The organism is Roseivirga sp. YIW32 (assembly GCF_057219245.1).
Window position 1 is genome coordinate 350806 of the sequence record NZ_JBXVVG010000002.1, and the last position, 15966, is coordinate 366771.

Here is a 15966-nt window from a genome sequence, read left to right on the forward strand (position 1 = left end):
ACCCTTACAGCCAATAAAGGAATAAGAGAAATATCGATAAATAATCACTCAAAGAAGCCCTCAAGAGTTTGAGTGCTTTCCCCATGTGCACCTCCACGGTCTTCTTTGATATCCCCAATTCGTCTGCGATCTCGTGGTATTTTAATCCTTCCTCTCTGCTCATTTTAAACACGCGCTGGCATTGGGGAGGCAATTCTTCTAGCGCGTTTTTAATTCGTTTTTCCAATTCAAAATCAGGTTGACGACTGACGTAGCTCTCCTGGCTCACCGCAAAATTCTCTTGCTTCTTGTTCACATAATTCGCAACTACCTTCTGATGCTTTAGGTAATTCAATGCGGTATTATACGCTGATCTAAAGAGGTATGATTTGAAGGAAATCTCCTCATTGATCATTTCCCTTTTTTCCCAAATATTCACGAAGGTTGTTTGTACGATCTCTTCTGTTGTGTCGGTATCCTTTACCAATCGAATGACATAGCGGCACGCCTCTGCATAATGCAGATCAAAAAGTTTCCCGAAGGCTTCCCTATCCCCCTTTAAGAAATTCGCCAGTAACTTAGCTTCGATATCTATCACAAAACAAAAATCAGCCTATGTCGAAAGATATTAAAGATTATCCAAATTGCATGCTTCGGCGAAATGACTAGTTTCGCATTAGATCAAAAACAAGTCTAGTCCTAATTACCTTTTCATTGAAAGATATCTCCCGCCTTTTTGAGGAAAAAAGCGCTTACTATCAGCAGCGTGTTGAAGAGTTGAAGGCTTTATCAAAAAAACTGAGTCTTGTTCGAATTGTGAGCTTTTTGACAGCGTGCATTTTGATCATTCAATTAGCAAACAACAGACAAGGAAGTGTTGTAGGGCTTGTTGTTGTGTTGTTCTTGGTGATCTTCGTTTGGCTACTCAAATGGCACAATAGGGTACGCAACAACTTGAAAGAACAGCTTGCCTTACGTGACATCAATCAGGAGGAGTTACAGCGCTTGTCGCTGGATTTGTCTGGGCTGCCGGCCGGCGAAGCCTTTTATCAGGCCCAACACGCCTACCACGAAGACTTGGATGTATTCGGCAAACACTCGTTGTTTCAATTGATTGACCGCTCAAGTACGGAAGACGGGAAAAAAAGACTAGCCCTGTGGCTGAGTGTAGCGGCCTCTGAAGAAGTCATCATCAAACGACAACAGGCCGTCAAGGAGTTGAGCCAAAAAGTAGATTTTCGGCAAGCCTTTCAAGCGACCGGTCGAATACACAACGAGAAGGAAGGGAACAAGGAAGTCTTCATCCATTGGTTGGCAAGCGAATCACGCTTGCGAAAAAAGCGTATCCTTCAGTTGGCTTTGGTCACCTTACCATTACTGACGCTGGGCACCATGCTGGGAAGTAGCTTTGGCCCACTGGAAACAGGCTGGCCCCTTCTGGTCGTTGTGATCAATATGGCGATATTGGCCATGGCCTTTAAGCCTTTGGATGAGATCTGCAAACAAACTGAAAATGGTTACAAATCACTTGGTTCTCTTAAGGCGCTTCTTTTGCTCACTGAAGCAGAAGAATTTGAAAATACGCACCTCAAAGAACTGAAAGACAGAATTCATCAAGGCTCGAAAACGGCGGCTTCCACACTGTCTCAGCTTAAATTTCTGCTAGACACGATTCATAACCGATCGAATCTGATGTACATCGTTTTTGATTTACTCTTCATTTTAGACGTTTACTGGTTGCTCCGAATCGATCGATGGAAAGAAGCAAACAAGCTAGAGCTACAGCATTGGTTCGAAGTCATGGCAGAATTCGATGCCCTTAATTCGCTTGCAGGTCATGCTTTTGCCAACCCTGAATACAGCTTCCCTAAAATCTCCCAGACTCCATTCACCATAGAAGCAACGTCCTTGGGACACCCTCTGATCAACCGTGGCCATCGAGTAAGCAATGATTTCATCTTTCGTGGCCGAGGGGGTATTTGTTTAATCACAGGGTCAAACATGAGTGGCAAAAGCACTTTTTTGAGAACGCTTGGGATCAATATGGTCCTTGCTCAGGCAGGCGCTCCAGTTTGTGCCGCATCGATGACCTTTAGCCTATCGCAGGTGTTTACCAGTATGCGCACAAAGGATGAGTTAGAAGAAAAAGTTTCTTCTTTCTATGCCGAACTGAAAAGATTAAAAAAACTACTGGAACAAATCGACGAGAACAGACCGACATTATTCATGATTGACGAAGTCTTAAAAGGGACGAACTCTGAGGATCGACACAAAGGAGCAATCGCACTGATCAAACAGCTGAATGCAGCAAATGCATTTGGGTTGGTCTCTACACACGACCTTGTTTTAGGTTCATTGGCCAACCAACTTCAAGGAGTTAAAAACTATAGTTTCAACAGCACCATTAAGGGAGACGAGATCATCTTTGACTATACCCTCACGGAAGGAATCTGCAAAAGCTTTAATGCAACCAAGCTCATGCAAAACATGGGGATTGACATCCCCGAGGAGTGATGCATTTGAGAGAAAGTCCTACCTTTGGCGCAAGAAAAAGACTTATGGCCTTTGATTCAACGATTCGAATAGGAGTATTGGGCGGTGGGCAGCTAGGAAGAATGCTCATACAATCGGCAATTGATTTTAATCTAGACGTTCATTGTCTTGACCCAGACCCGAACGCTCCTTGTAAAGACATTTCCAGTTCCTTTACCGTCGGTCAATTGACAGACTACGAAACCGTAAAAGCCTTTGGCCAAGACAAGGACGTCATCACCATAGAGATCGAAAACGTTAACACTACCGCTTTAAAAGAGCTAGCGGCAGAAGGAAAACGGGTTTTTCCTCAACCCCACATCATTGAGCTTATTCAGAACAAATTACATCAAAAGCAATTCTATTTGGCCAATGGAATTCCTACAGCTGCATTTGAAGAAACTCAAAATGCCAAGGAAGTTCAAGAGAAAGTCACTTTCTTACCTTTTGTCAACAAGTTGGCCACCGAAGGTTACGACGGCAGAGGAGTTCAAGTGATGAGAACAGCAGCTGATTTGTCAAAGGCCTTTGATAAACCGGGGTTTGTTGAAAAACTCATTGACTTCGAAAAAGAACTAGCGGTCATTGTAGCTAAAAATGAAAACGGTGAAATTGTGACATTTCCTACTGTGGAGATGGTCTTTCATCCGGTTCATAATCTTGTAGAATATTTGATATCTCCAGCAAATATTTCACCGGATATAGAAGAAAAAGCGCAACAACTGGCAAAAGACGTGATCACCAAACTGGATATGGTCGGTTTACTCGCCATTGAAATGTTCTTGACAAAAGACGGCAATGTTTTGGTGAACGAGATAGCTCCTCGAACACACAACAGTGGGCACCAGACCATTGAGGGAAATATTACTTCTCAATTTGAGCAACACCTGCGTGCCCTATTGAACTGGCCACTCGGAGAGACATCAACGATTCGACCTGCCGCCATGGTCAACCTCCTCGGCGAAGAAGGCTTTACAGGCGAGGCTAAATACGAAGGAATGGATGAAGTGCTAGCCAAAGGAGGTGTCCATGTGCACCTTTATGGGAAGAAGCTCACCAAGCCCTTCCGAAAAATGGGACATGTTACCATCAGCGACACGAATATTGACCAGTTGAAAGAAAAAATTAAATTCGTTAAAGACACCTTAAAGATCAAAGCATGAGCAGTGCACAAGTAGGCATCATAATGGGTAGCAAATCTGATCTTCCGATCATGAAGCAAGCTGCCGAAGTTCTGGAAGAATTAGGAGTCTCGTGTGAAGTGACCATTGTTTCTGCACACCGCACCCCTGAACGAATGTTTAACTATGCCAAGGAAGCTAAAGCCAAAGGAATCAAAGTGATCATTGCGGGTGCAGGAGGTGCTGCGCACCTACCAGGAATGGTTGCCTCATTGACGCCCTTGCCAGTCATTGGCGTTCCGGTAAAATCAAGAAACTCTATTGATGGGTGGGATTCTGTGCTCTCGATCCTTCAAATGCCGGGGGGAGTTCCCGTTGCCACCGTAGCCTTGGATGGGGCACAGAATGCTGGCATCTTAGCCGCACAGATCATTGGTGCATTTGACGAAACCATTGGCGCCAACGTCAGTTCTTACAAATCGAGATTAAAAGACAAGGTGCTTGATGCAGTGGAAGACCTTGAGCAAAACGGCTGGAAATAATTAGAGCCCAAAATCCGGGTCTTGTCTTTCAGAACCTTGCCCGAAAAAATCGAACCAATATTCATATTCGCTGTATTGTATGGCATCATCAACCCGGCCCTCTTGGGTACGCAATGATATCAACGAGGTAGACGGTAGCCAAGACCGGATTTTTATCGCCTGATCAAACGGTAATTTGGACAACTGAACATAGCCGGTCTCAAGATCAATGTGTGGATTTACTTTCATCATTTCATATCAAAGGTATTGAGAAGACGAAGGAGAAGCCAGCTTGTTCTTTTAAGGATAGATTAATTTTTTATTGTGTCGTTCTTCTTTTTGTTTTTCCGTTTCAACAAGCCCTTTAACACATCTTTGGCCTTTTGCTTTACCTCCGAAACGGTTGAATCTTTGGCTGCCTTGCCGCCTAATTTTTCCAACAGCTCGTTCGTAAGACTATCGGTTTTGTTTTCGATCAATGAATCCAATTGCACTTCTCCCTGGGTAATTTTTTGATTAACCAGGGTATTGAGCGAGTCTTCGGCTTTTTTCATTTCTTCTTTGGCAACAGCCTCCAACTCCGCTTTTTTCGCCTGAATCTCCTCTTCTATTTTCTTAGTGACAAGATCGCCGGTAGAAACGCCATCTTTAGTCATGACGCTTTCCAGCTTGAACACAGGTTTTGCATAGTTACCCGTCATCGAAACATCAAATACGTAATCACTGCCACTTATTAATTGGTTTCCTAAAAACTGCTTGGCTAAATTATTCACTTGCTGTGTGATCCCTTTTGCCGGAACCGTAATCAGTAAGGTGTAATCAATCGATCCATCAATGCCTGTGCTCCCCCCTATGGTCGTACTGTAATTACCAAGTCTCGTATCGAATGGCTTAATGAAAAGGCGTCCATCTAATACATCCGCGCGCATCCTGACATTATCGATTACAGGATTTTCGATCTTAGCCACTTTCAAAGTAGAAGAAAGTCCTTGTGTTATTTCTGACCTTTCAAAACCTGCTTTGATCACTTGAATTAATCCTGCGCCTGAAAGAGAGGTATAATCCGGCATCATATCCTCACCAATAATTCCCGACAAGCTAAAATCGAAGCCTACATTACCCGTCATATTTTTGGCTACTGGCGCGAATTTTTGAACTGCAGTAAATTGGTCAAAACTCTTTGGTATTGAAACAGACTCTACTTTAAGGTCCATATTAAATAACGGCTCCTCCGGTCTAGAGTCATAAGATCCTTTTGCACTAAAAGAACCTTCAACCGCCTTAAAGCCTGAACGAGAAATCAGGAGCTGACCGTCAATCATTTCCATTTCCCCTTGTACGTCGTTAAGAATCAGCCCATCGTAGTCCAATTGGCCGAGCGCTGCTGCCATTTTGAATGAAATATTCCTTGGAATACGAACAACTTCCATGACTTGATTGCTGGAATCAACAGAGCTGTTTTCCTCTTGTTCCGTGCCTGCTTCGGGCATCCATTCTGAATAGATCAATTGATCTGCGGTAATGTTCAGCTCTCCTTTTAATGTTTCATTGCTCAATGCATAAGGAACAAAATCTTCAAGGCTTCCGGTCACTTGGAAAGAAGAGCTTCCTGCCTTTCCCTGAAATTGGGTAATGGCGATCCGGTCAGTTGAAAAGTCGGCATTGAGTTGTGAAATACTTAACCCTTGTGGAAACTCTTCTGTGATCAATTGAAAATTAGTAAGCGCTAAGTCTCCATTTACTGGCAGTGATCCATATTGTCCTGCTTCAAGAGCTTTCTGCCGGAAGAAGTAAAGTTGGTTTCAAGCTGTCCATTTAATGGATAAGAAGAGGGAATGAGTTGTGAAAGAGAATAGAGGTCAAGACTGCCCTTTGCTTGGAGCGTCCATTCAGGAGACTCAAAATTGGCGATGTCCATACGAGCACTAAAAGGATTGTCGGCTAGACGAAATTCGAGCTTGGACAGCTCCATTTTGCTATTGACCAGACTACCTTTTTCACTCTCCAACCGAAGTTCCATTTGTAGGTCGTTCATTTGGGCGGCAACTCCTTCATAACTAAAGTCTCCATCGACTACCCGAACTAATCCTTTGAAAGAAAGCATTTCCTGTTCAGCATATGTTCCACTGATCTCTCCCTCAAAGGTCAGGTTTGCATTCGCCGTGAGCTTTTCAAATCAATTTTGGTACATGCCAGGCACAAGAGATAACACGTTTTTTAATGTGCCATTCGGCGAATTAAAGGTAATGTCCATTCCATACGTTCCGTCGGGAAGCATGTCAAAGCTCCCATTAAGCTTAATTGGAAGGGTGTTAAGTAGAAACTCATTTTCTTTAAAAGAATAACGCGAATTGACTAAATCAGCCGAGATGGTCGCATCGATTCCTAATGATTTTTGAGACACTAAATAAAGGTCTTCATAGATTAGCTCAATATCTCCAATGGCGCCTGCCGTTTTAAGGTCAAAAACGTCATTCTGAAAAAGGGCATTGCTCGTAAGGTCAATAGATTCCAAGCTGAGCATCATGTTGATGCTTTGAACAAAATAGATGAGCTGTCCTTCAAGCAGCTCGATGCTTTCCAGGGCCATGGTCAAAGCAACTTCGTCACTCGCCTCTTCCTCTTTTTGCGTATCTTCTGTAGGACGCATGATATCATAATTTACCTCACCTCCTCGTAAGGTAATGAGCGTGATGCGCGGCTCGTCCAACATGATCTGCTTGATGTTCACCTTCTTGTCGACAAGAAGTGTCTTTAAGTCGATGGAGGCATGAAAAGAGCCGGCACTTAGTAATGTGTCTCCTTCGAAAAGAGCAGTCCCCACAATGCCAAAATCTTCAATTCCAAGGCCTAAGTCAGGAAAACTACGGAAGGCCGAAAGGTCAAATCGCTCATAATACAGCGTTGCCGTTGTGCGCTTGGCAAACTCATCCAATATGAGCTGCTTGATCATGTCCTTGAATAGCAGGGGAATCATTGCTAAGGCCAGAACACAAACGAAGAAAACTATCGCCAGTATTTTGAGAAACTTTTTCATCATGCGCATTGCCCATGAAATTTAGCGAAAAAGAAGAGGTAAAAGATAAATTCTTACTCTTGCTTGAGTCTTTTGATCTTCTTAGGCCCATACCACAGCCAAATGCCCGAGCCCAATAAAATGAGTAGGCCTAAGCCCAAGATGTTCATTGATGTTAATTTAAACCCCTCTGAAATGATAGAACCATCATGAATTTGTTCTATCCAGTCGGAATGTCGTTTAGCCACCGAAAGCACATCCAAAGAAGTGACATCAATTTGTACCTCCCAATTCCCCGTGTCAAAAATGGCCTTTGCTATTCCTTTCGTTGCTCGGTATTCCAATCTTTCTAGGTTTTTTTCAGTTAGCCCTAATGTATCGACTGCCAACACTACTCTTTTGACTACGTCTTCGACAGGGGCAAAATCAGCAGGGTTGGTGTTGACTCCTTTCAATGTACGCGGCTGAATGAGTGTCGATTGCTTTTTCCAAGCCAACAAAATACCGGTAAGGGAACTTACCAAAACCAGAACGGCAAGACCAAGCCCAAGATACTTGTGCAGAGATCGATAACTCCTCACGGATTTAGCAACTTTCCTTGTTTTCATAGACGAGCGCAATAAGCGGAAAAAAGAAGTTGTGCACAACCTCAAAGTATACATTACGTCATTGTTACCCTTCTGGTTCTAGGGCATTGAAACCTATCGTTTGTAGCCCGTTTATGAACATTTTTTGTTTAATGTTAACTTAATGTTAACTTAGTATTACCTAGATGCGTTTAGAACGTCGAACATCTGGAGAAATAAATTGCAATGAACGGCATAAAATACATTCAAAGACTATCCTTCCTGATCGCTATCCTTGCGCTCTCGAACGGTCTTTATGCCCAAGGTGCAGTGCTCCATGAGCGCATCGCAGCGTATTATTTTGAGCATGATAGCTCACCACAAGCCTCCGAATTTCGCAGGATTGAACAGTTAGTGAACCAACTTGAGCGTAAAAGGCAAAGACAGGCAAATGATGTTCAATTTTTGAAATCAGTATTTTACAGAACACATCATAAAGTGTTGAGAAAGTATAGTAGCCTAGCCTCGATGAACGAAACGGTAGAAAAGGGCTCCTATGGCTGTTTAACGGGTACTATTCTTTACGCTCTTTTGATGCAGCACTTTGGGTTTGATTACGAAGTAATTGAGTTGCCCAACCACGTCTTCCTAAAAGTTAAGCTGTCCGATCAAAACATTTACTTTGAATCTACTTTAGCCAATGAAGGCTTCATTACTAACCAAGACCATATCCAACTGAATCAAAAGGCCTCCTCGGCTAACAATATTAACTGGTTACAGGTGATCTCAGAAAGAACCGAAGGACCTAACACGAACAAACCTTTCAAAATTATTGGGTTAAAGGAGCTTAGTGCCCTCCAACACTTCAATGAGTCCGTGATCTTATATAAATCAAAATCCTACAAAGAGAGTATTGCACATGCGGTCGAGGCTTATTATTTATACCCAACAGAAAAGAATGAAATGCTCATGCAGCTTGTTCTTAACAAGATTCTTTCTGATAATTCCCTAAAAGGAAAGGAGAAAGAAGCCTTGGTCGAACAATACAAATCCACACGATGGAATGCTCAAGAGAAGCAACGCTTGTATGCTGAACTCACTCCAGCTTCAAAATAGTAAATTCAACTCGCCGGTTTAATGCCCTACCCGCTCTCGTTCGATTGGTCGCCATTGGAATGGTTTCACCATACCAAACAAATCGCAAACGGTCTTCATCAATTCCCAGCTGGACAATGGCTTTTTTTACTGCTTCTACCCTCCGCATAGAAAGGTCAACGTTGTATTCGTCTGTACCATAACTATCCGTATGTCCGGCAAGCTCAACAATGGCCTTAGGGTAATCGTTCATGAACTTGACCAAATTCCTGATCTCTATCCATGACTGCTCTTTCAGCAAGTCCTTATCAAAATCAAAGAATACATTTCTGATCACAAAACTCGCTCCAGCAGCCACAAAGATTATGGGTGGATTAACGTTGTTGATCACGGGTGAGTTCACTCCTCTGATCATTGAATTGGGGCTGATCGCGGGTAAACCTAGTTCTTGTCGTTTAGCATTCAACACAGCAAACGTGTCTCTTTTCAATTCTGGTAAAGCAATGGAAATAGCAACTGCCTTGACGACATCGGCAGGTACACCAATAGGCTCCCCATCCATATTCGTACTATCAATATCCAATCGATCGAGTGAAACAGCATAAACATTCAAATCATCAACATCTAATAGGTCAATGGTTGCCCCTACAGGAATATACCCTGGGATCTCTGCATTGTAGGAATAGATCTCATCAGCCGGAAGCTCTATGCAATAATTCCCTGCGGCATCTGTCCTTACTCGGCCTACTTCAACCCCATCTCGGAGTCTTGAAAAAACCACCTCAGCATCTAACGGTTGCAAAGTTTCTGGGTCTTCTATTTTACCACACAAGGTGACCAAACGAATCTGACGGGTTACGAGGGGAAGCGTGAAGGAGTGAATGTCAAGGTTATTACCCTCTACTTCTCTACAAAAATAACCGAAGGATCCGTCCAATGGAATGAAGAGAAACATATCATCGACTTCAGAATTAATGATAGGGCCTAGGTTCTCAGGTTCGCTCCAACTTTGCCATGTATTATCCAATCTTCTCGTCATGAACAGGTCTTTCCCGCCATAACCACTATGTCCGTTAGAGCTAAAAAACAACGTCTTCTTGTCCGGCATAAGAAAAGGGCTTTCTTCCTCTCCCGCTGTATTGATCGTCGTGTTCAAGTGCAGCGGTTCGGTCCACTGTCCATCCTTTTGAAGAAAGCTCACATAGAGATCGCGTAGGCCTTCCGTACCTCTTCCTTCTTCAGAAATGACCAGCACCTCATCGTCTCGCGTCAACCAAAAATTCACGGACTCATGCACATTCAAGTCATTGTAAATGTCCATGTTTTGAGGAAAGGTCCATGAATCTTCGCCAACCCGAAGACTTTTTGAGATTCCATACTTCATGCCTTGACCATCTGTCTTGTACTCATTTCCTAAAATGATATACTCCTGATCTTCCTGTAAAAAGGAACCGATGAAATTGGGGTCAGGATTATTCAAGGGCCTACCAATGTTTTTCGCCAAGCTCCAATCTTGGGTAGCGGAATCAAAATCAGTATACCAGATGTCTTCAAGGTCTTGCAACCCTCCGATATTCTCAGGATGGCCTCTCCTCGAGAAGTAGAGCGTTTGCCGGTCCTTAGTCAATTATGGCTTATTCTCCCGATACTCACTGTTCACGAGGTCGTTCAAGCGAAAAACCTGTATCCGTGTGTTGATGTTGGACATGAGATTGATCGCCGCTTCAATTGGCTCTACTGAATTTGAAACACCGATGCAGTCTATTTCTGAAAAGCCATCTACCTTACGCCCATCCAGTACGATTTTCAAGGATTTCAAGACGAAGGTATTCTCTTCAAGAAAAACCCTAAACATCCTACTCAAATCGCGAACAGGGCCAGGAGTTTTCTCATAAAGCACTCGTTCTGTGCCCTTCTCATCATAACCATAGATCTTCGCAACGGCTCCCGGATTATATGACTCACCAATGGCAATCTGCCTGATGGGCATCGCTAGGTCGAACGACACCTTAATAAATTCTACTTCACCGGGCTTGTAGGCACGCCAGGCATTTGGATTGCTTCCACCGGCTGGTAGCACATTGGGTTTGCCGAGCACTTGCCGAGCAGAGTGTTCAAGTTCTGTAAGCTCTGAGGAAACCTCCAAAACAGCAGATGCCCATTGAACAGTAGTCTGTGCAAACGACTGATTCAACAGGCACAACAAGATGATTAAAAAGGCAAACCTTAATTTCATTGGTGAAAGCCACTAATAAGGCTAAAAATAAGCAAAAAAGGCAAAGAAATGGTTTTGCAGGAGCGATTTAAGGGAGCACCCAAAAGAAAATCAATTCGAACTAGCCGAGTAGGTGTTATCTGCCGTGACGGCAGGCATATCACGGAGCTTTTTGTTGATCAGCTTCATTTGGGTTTCGAACGCCAGCATATGCTCAGTAGCCAAGGGCTCTTCTGCGGGCAGCTTCTCCCTCAGGAAGTCAACTTGTACGCCACGTTTCCAAAAACGGAAACAAAGATGATAGCCCGTTGCCAATCCGGTTTTTCCTACGTAGCCTATGATATCTCCCTTTTTCACACGCTGCCCATTTTTAAACTTTCCAAAACGGCTCATGTGTAAGTACCCTGTGGTATAGGTTCCGTTATGCTTGATCTTAATGTAATTTCCATTCCCATTTGTCCACCCTCTGGCGACGATGACACCATCACCTGCCGCTTTAATAGGCGTACCTCTGCTTGCCGCATAATCGGTGCCCAAATGAGGTCGTGTTCTCTTCAGCACTGGATGGAATCTTCTTGGGTTATACCTTGACGAAATGCGAGAATATTCTACCGGGTAGCGCAAAAATGCCTTTTGCATACTTTCTCCTGTTTCATCATAGAAATTGATGCCATTTCCATCATCATAGCTATAGGCCATGTACGAATTGTTCATGTGATTAAATTCAGCACCGATGATCTCACCAATTCCTATGAACTCCCCATCTACCTGCATTTCTTCATAGATCAGCTTGAACCAATCTCCCTTTCTGAGGGTCCTCATGTCCATTTGCCAACCAAACAGGTCAGCCATGGCATTGACAAGAGCAGCAGACCCGCCCTGCTCTCGAATAGCCTGATCAAGCGATTCCGTGATCGTCCCCATCATCATTTTTTCCATCACTTGAACGTCTCGTTCCTTTCGATAAACGGCTAAGGTATCTTCGATCTGATAGACGATGTATTCTGTTGGATTGGGTTCATATACAAAATAGGAAGCTTTTTCAATGGAGTCTGCTCTGTAAAAGATCGTGTACTCCTTGCTTGGCACCAATTTTCTCACGCTATGGACCTGCTCCGATATGCGGTCAATGGTGAAAATATCTTGAAGGCTAACATTGAATGGGTTGACGAGGTCAGCAAAGGTCTGATTTCGTTTGATCTTTCCTTGAACCACCTGATAATCGTCTAAGGACAGGCCGAATAAATATTCTGGCTCAGGCTCCTCAACGATTACTTCCTCCATTGGAGGCATTACCTCGTCTGTTGCCTCTGCTACCTTCGTATTAAAGTAAGCGATGATGAGGACAGCCGAGCATAGAATGGAAATGGCAATCGTGACGAGTTTCTTATTCATAAATTTCAGTGTCCAGCAGTGGCAAAAATAATCCTTTCGACAACAAGTATTTCATATTGATGCCTCCTTTAACTCCTTGATTTAAAAGCTTTCAACGATTCACTTAAAAAAGCCAAGAATACATCTGCATCAGGTTCATAAGCAACAGGTTCGTGAAGCAATTGTTCCTCATTGTCCAAAAGCACGTAATACGGTTGCGCATTCCCGTTGAATTTGACAATCTGAAAATCAAAATTTTGCTTCCCGACCGTTTTCTTCACGCGTCCATCAAAAGTGGAAGTATACCAATCTTCTTCGGGCAATTCGGTTTTATCGTCGATATACAAGGCAACAATTACAAACTCATTGCGAAGCAGGTTGAGCACGCGAGGGTCTGACCAAACATTCTGCTCCATCTTCCGGCAATTCACGCAACCATGTCCTGTAAAATCAATGAACAGTGGCTTCTCCACCTGCTTGGCAAAAGACAGTGCTTGGTCGTAATCAAAAAAGCCTTTTAAATCGTGTGGCAGTTCTAGAAAATCTGCATGCTTAACCACGCCATTGAAGGCCTCGGGTGCAACTTTAGCCCTTTCTGGTGGGTCTTCTAATCCTAAGGCTACCTGAAAGGAAAAATCAGTCTGCTTGATGGGAGGAAGATAACCCGCTAAGGCATTCAAATTAGCGCCTGCTAATCCTGTGAACAAGTAGACGGAAAAAGCCAGAGCACTTACCCCAAGACCCAACCTTCCTATGCCTAAGCTTGCCTTTTTGTCATCATGAGGAAAACGGATCAAACCGAACAGATAGAGGGCAAGCCCTAGGGCTAACAAGAACCAAATGGCGATGAAGATCTCTCGGTCTAATATGCCCCAATGGTACGCTTGGTCTGCAATACTTAAAAACTTAAACCCAAGGGCCAATTCTATAAATCCTAACACAACTTTTACCGTGTTCAACCAACCGCCAGACTTCGGTAGGCTTTTTAAGAGTCCTGGGAAAAAGGCAAAAACAGTAAAAGGAATTGCAAATGCAGATGAGAAGCCAAGCATGCCCACCACTGGCTTCATGACCTCGCCTTGAAATGATTGAATGAGAACAGTTCCTACAATGGGACCAGTACATGAAAAGCTCACCAACACCAAGGTAAAGGCCATAAAAAACACCCCTAGTAGACCTCCTTTTTCGGCCTTTCGGTCCATTTTATTGATGAATCCATTGGGTAGATTGATCTCAAAATAGCCAAAGAAGGAAATCGCAAAGATTAAAAAGACCGTAAAAAAGATGATATTGGGAATAGCCCCTGTAGCCAGTTCATTTGCCAATCCTACACCGAAAAAGCTGGTGAAAACCAGCCCAATTAGAATGTAAATGGCAATGATTGAGAATCCATAAAAAAGTGCTTTTACTCGGGCTTCGCCCCTCGACTGCTTATCGTTGGTGAAAAAAGCCACTGTCATTGGAATCATCGGAAAAACACAAGGGGTCAAAAGTGCCGCCAAGCCAAATAAAAAGGCCCCTAAAAAGAAGGCCCATAATGACTCCCCACTGTTTGTGGATTTTACACTCTTATCGAAAGTAGCCCCTTCATCGGATTCCTCTTGGGCAGGTCGTTGTTCCTGACCTGACTTATCGCCACCTTCCACCTGGATCATATCGAAGCGGATGTCGTCTTCATAGAGGATGCACAAGCCTGTGACGTCCGAACACGTCTGGTATTCCAGGGTGCCGGAGATGTCGAGCGTAGGTTTTAACACTTTGATGGTTTGACGAAACTGACCAGAAGTTTTGAAATACTGCACCGTATCGCCCCAGATGTCATCAAATTTACTTTTTGGGTCAACCGCATAAAATTCACCCACCAACTCATAGCTGTCGTTGGTATCGAAATAGGGAGTGGCCGGAATGGCCATCACACTTTCCTTTTGTTCATTGGTGTAGATGTACCAATCCTTAATGATGCTGACATTAAAAATGAGTTCCACCTCGTCTCCTACCGCTACCGTCTTCGGCAATGCATCGTAGGTCCAGCTTGTGGTGGTCTTTACCTGAGCTTGCAAGGCCGAGGACACCAGCAAAAGAATCAAAAAGTGCAGTATTCTATCCATTGTGACCTTTCAACGCAAAAAACTGACAAATGATTGCATCTATTATTTAGACATGTCCGCAAAATTCTTGAAGAAATGCGGAATGGTTTCTATCCCTTTGAAGTAATTAAACACTCCGTAATGCTCATTTGGCGAGTGGATGGCATCAGTATCCAATCCAAAGCCCATGAGCACTGTTTTACATCCTAAAACTTCTTCAAACAAGGCGACGATAGGAATACTCCCTCCCCCTCTGAAAGGAATCGGTTCCTTCCCAAAGGTGGTTTTAATGGCTTTAGCGGCTGCCTGGTAAGCAACAGAATCTGTTGGTGTTACTGCCGGTTGCCCTCCATGATGAGGAGTTACTTTCACTTTGACCGATTTTGGAGCGATCGACTCGAAGTGTTGTTGGAATAACTTCGTGATCTTGTCAGGATTTTGATTGGGAACAAGTCGCATGGAGATCTTTGCATAGGCTTTGGATGCAATGACTGTTTTGGCGCCTTCACCTGTATAACCACCCCAAATTCCGTTCACATCAAGTGTTGGGCGAATAGACGTTCTTTCAAGAACGGTAAATCCCTCTTCCCCTTCAACATCAGAGAGCCCAATGGCTTTTTTATAGGCCTCTAATTCAAAGGGGGCCTTGTTCAGGTCAACGCGCTCTGCAGGGCTTAATTCAACGACATCATTATAGAATCCCGGGATGTTGATCCTTTGCTTCTCGTCTTTCAAAGAGGCGATCATCTCGGCCAAAATATTGATTGGATTGGGCACTCCACCACCGTAAAGGCCTGAATGGAGGTCACGATTAGGCCCGGTCACCTCCACTTGTACATAGCTCAAACCACGGAGCCCCACAGTGATCGAGGGGTGCTCGTTGCTCACCATGTCCGTATCTGAGACCAACACAATATCTGCCTTCAACATTTCCTTATGTTCAGATAAAAAGTTATCTAAGTTATCTGAACCGACCTCTTCTTCTCCCTCAATGATGAACTTCACATTACAGGGCACTTCCCCGGAATTGACCATGGCCTCAAACGCTTTTACATGCATGTACATTTGGCCCTTATCGTCGGCGGCACCACGTGCAAAAATCGCTCCTTCCGGATGCAATTCGGTTTTCTTAATGACTGGTTCAAAAGGCGGTGAATCCCAAAGATTTATAGGGTCGGGTGGCTGCACATCATAATGCCCATAAACAAGTACGGTAGGCAAATGATCTCCAATCAATTTTTCTCCATAAACAATCGGATGCCCCTTGGTTTCGCAGATTTCAACACGGTCTGCCCCTGCTTCGACAAGCTTGGTTTGCAAAAAATCTGCAGCTTTGCGAACGTCCTGCTGATACTGACTGTCTGCACTTACTGAAGGAATCTTCAGCAAATCAAAAAGCTCTGCTAAAAACCTGTCTTTATTGGATGCGATGAATTGATCGATTTTGCTCATAGGTTCTG

The 15966-nt window shown here is 43.8% G+C and carries 15 protein-coding genes; 4 read left to right on the plus strand and 11 right to left on the minus strand.

Going from position 1 to position 15966, the window contains the following annotated elements:
- Positions 1–4 precede the first annotated feature (4 nt).
- A complete protein-coding gene (locus AC2D6U_RS10375; protein ID WP_484720913.1) occupies positions 5–577 on the minus strand; it encodes an RNA polymerase sigma-70 factor in 573 nt (190 codons plus the stop codon).
- A 116-nt stretch (positions 578–693) separates the two neighbouring features.
- On the opposite strand from AC2D6U_RS10375, the gene AC2D6U_RS10380 reads away from it, so the two are divergent.
- Genes AC2D6U_RS10380 through purE form a run of 3 tightly spaced genes read left to right on the plus strand, consistent with a single transcriptional unit; the run spans position 694 to position 4174 of the window.
- Positions 694–2493 carry a MutS-related protein gene (locus AC2D6U_RS10380; protein ID WP_484720914.1) on the plus strand — a complete coding sequence of 600 codons (1800 nt, stop codon included), beginning with the start codon at positions 694–696 and terminating at the stop codon, positions 2491–2493.
- Positions 2494–2537: 44 nt separating this feature from the next.
- Positions 2538–3674, plus strand: coding sequence for a 5-(carboxyamino)imidazole ribonucleotide synthase (locus AC2D6U_RS10385; RefSeq protein ID WP_484721765.1), 1137 nt, complete (start codon positions 2538–2540; stop codon positions 3672–3674).
- Positions 3671–4174: a 5-(carboxyamino)imidazole ribonucleotide mutase gene (gene purE, locus AC2D6U_RS10390; RefSeq protein ID WP_484720915.1), complete on the plus strand. Its 504-nt coding sequence runs from the start codon at positions 3671–3673 to the stop codon at positions 4172–4174. Before AC2D6U_RS10385 ends, purE begins: the two co-directional genes overlap by 4 nt.
- Here purE and AC2D6U_RS10395 read toward each other — a convergent pair whose 3' ends face one another.
- The 5 genes from AC2D6U_RS10395 to AC2D6U_RS10415 form a co-directional block, all read right to left on the minus strand.
- Positions 4175–4405: a hypothetical protein gene (locus AC2D6U_RS10395; RefSeq protein ID WP_484720916.1), complete on the minus strand. Its 231-nt coding sequence runs from the start codon at positions 4403–4405 to the stop codon at positions 4175–4177.
- Positions 4406–4464: 59 nt separating this feature from the next.
- On the minus strand, positions 4465–5862 hold the full coding sequence (locus tag AC2D6U_RS10400; protein WP_484720917.1) for a hypothetical protein: 1398 nt from the start codon (positions 5860–5862) through the stop codon (positions 4465–4467).
- A 29-nt stretch (positions 5863–5891) separates the two neighbouring features.
- On the minus strand, positions 5892–6257 hold the full coding sequence (locus tag AC2D6U_RS10405) for a hypothetical protein (protein WP_484720918.1): 366 nt from the start codon (positions 6255–6257) through the stop codon (positions 5892–5894).
- Between the two features lie 72 nt (positions 6258–6329).
- A complete protein-coding gene (locus tag AC2D6U_RS10410; RefSeq protein ID WP_484720919.1) occupies positions 6330–7193 on the minus strand; it encodes an AsmA family protein in 864 nt (287 codons plus the stop codon).
- Between the two features lie 50 nt (positions 7194–7243).
- Positions 7244–7777, minus strand: a complete 534-nt coding sequence (locus tag AC2D6U_RS10415; protein ID WP_484720920.1) for a PepSY domain-containing protein — start codon at positions 7775–7777, stop codon at positions 7244–7246.
- 204 nt (positions 7778–7981) lie between these two features.
- Between AC2D6U_RS10415 and AC2D6U_RS10420 the strand changes: the two genes are divergently transcribed.
- Positions 7982–8851 carry a hypothetical protein gene (locus AC2D6U_RS10420; protein WP_484720921.1) on the plus strand — a complete coding sequence of 290 codons (870 nt, stop codon included), beginning with the start codon at positions 7982–7984 and terminating at the stop codon, positions 8849–8851.
- On the opposite strand, the gene AC2D6U_RS10425 is transcribed toward AC2D6U_RS10420, so the two are convergent.
- From AC2D6U_RS10425 to AC2D6U_RS10445, 5 genes are all read right to left on the minus strand, one after another.
- Positions 8832–10457, minus strand: coding sequence for an OmpA family protein (locus AC2D6U_RS10425; protein WP_484720922.1), 1626 nt, complete (start codon positions 10455–10457; stop codon positions 8832–8834). The two genes, AC2D6U_RS10420 and AC2D6U_RS10425, sit on opposite strands and share 20 nt — an antisense overlap.
- Positions 10458–11066, minus strand: a complete 609-nt coding sequence (locus AC2D6U_RS10430; protein WP_484720923.1) for a hypothetical protein — start codon at positions 11064–11066, stop codon at positions 10458–10460.
- A 90-nt stretch (positions 11067–11156) separates the two neighbouring features.
- Positions 11157–12440 carry a peptidoglycan DD-metalloendopeptidase family protein gene (locus AC2D6U_RS10435; RefSeq protein WP_484720924.1) on the minus strand — a complete coding sequence of 428 codons (1284 nt, stop codon included), beginning with the start codon at positions 12438–12440 and terminating at the stop codon, positions 11157–11159.
- Positions 12441–12508: 68 nt separating this feature from the next.
- Positions 12509–14527, minus strand: a complete 2019-nt coding sequence (locus tag AC2D6U_RS10440; protein ID WP_484720925.1) for a protein-disulfide reductase DsbD family protein — start codon at positions 14525–14527, stop codon at positions 12509–12511.
- Between the two features lie 42 nt (positions 14528–14569).
- The gene (locus AC2D6U_RS10445) at positions 14570–15958 is read right to left on the minus strand and encodes a dipeptidase (protein ID WP_484720926.1); all 1389 of its coding nucleotides are present in this window, start codon (positions 15956–15958) and stop codon (positions 14570–14572) included.
- Positions 15959–15966: the final 8 nt, after the last annotated feature.

What these genes read in the sequence shown, in the direction of transcription:
- AC2D6U_RS10430 (WP_484720923.1), bottom strand. Translation starts at nt 11,066, where the DNA reads ATGAAATTAAGGTTTGCCTTTTTAATCATCTTGTTGTGCCTGTTGAAT.
- AC2D6U_RS10415 (WP_484720920.1), bottom strand. Translation starts at nt 7,777, where the DNA reads ATGAAAACAAGGAAAGTTGCTAAATCCGTGAGGAGTTATCGATCTCTG.
- AC2D6U_RS10420 (WP_484720921.1), top strand. Translation starts at nt 7,982, where the DNA reads ATGAACGGCATAAAATACATTCAAAGACTATCCTTCCTGATCGCTATC.
- AC2D6U_RS10385 (WP_484721765.1), top strand. Translation starts at nt 2,538, where the DNA reads ATGGCCTTTGATTCAACGATTCGAATAGGAGTATTGGGCGGTGGGCAG.
- AC2D6U_RS10405 (WP_484720918.1), bottom strand. Translation starts at nt 6,257, where the DNA reads ATGCTTTCTTTCAAAGGATTAGTTCGGGTAGTCGATGGAGACTTTAGT.
- AC2D6U_RS10445 (WP_484720926.1), bottom strand. Translation starts at nt 15,958, where the DNA reads ATGAGCAAAATCGATCAATTCATCGCATCCAATAAAGACAGGTTTTTA.
- AC2D6U_RS10410 (WP_484720919.1), bottom strand. Translation starts at nt 7,193, where the DNA reads ATGATGAAAAAGTTTCTCAAAATACTGGCGATAGTTTTCTTCGTTTGT.
- AC2D6U_RS10435 (WP_484720924.1), bottom strand. Translation starts at nt 12,440, where the DNA reads ATGAATAAGAAACTCGTCACGATTGCCATTTCCATTCTATGCTCGGCT.
- AC2D6U_RS10395 (WP_484720916.1), bottom strand. Translation starts at nt 4,405, where the DNA reads ATGATGAAAGTAAATCCACACATTGATCTTGAGACCGGCTATGTTCAG.
- AC2D6U_RS10440 (WP_484720925.1), bottom strand. Translation starts at nt 14,527, where the DNA reads ATGGATAGAATACTGCACTTTTTGATTCTTTTGCTGGTGTCCTCGGCC.
- purE (WP_484720915.1), top strand. Translation starts at nt 3,671, where the DNA reads ATGAGCAGTGCACAAGTAGGCATCATAATGGGTAGCAAATCTGATCTT.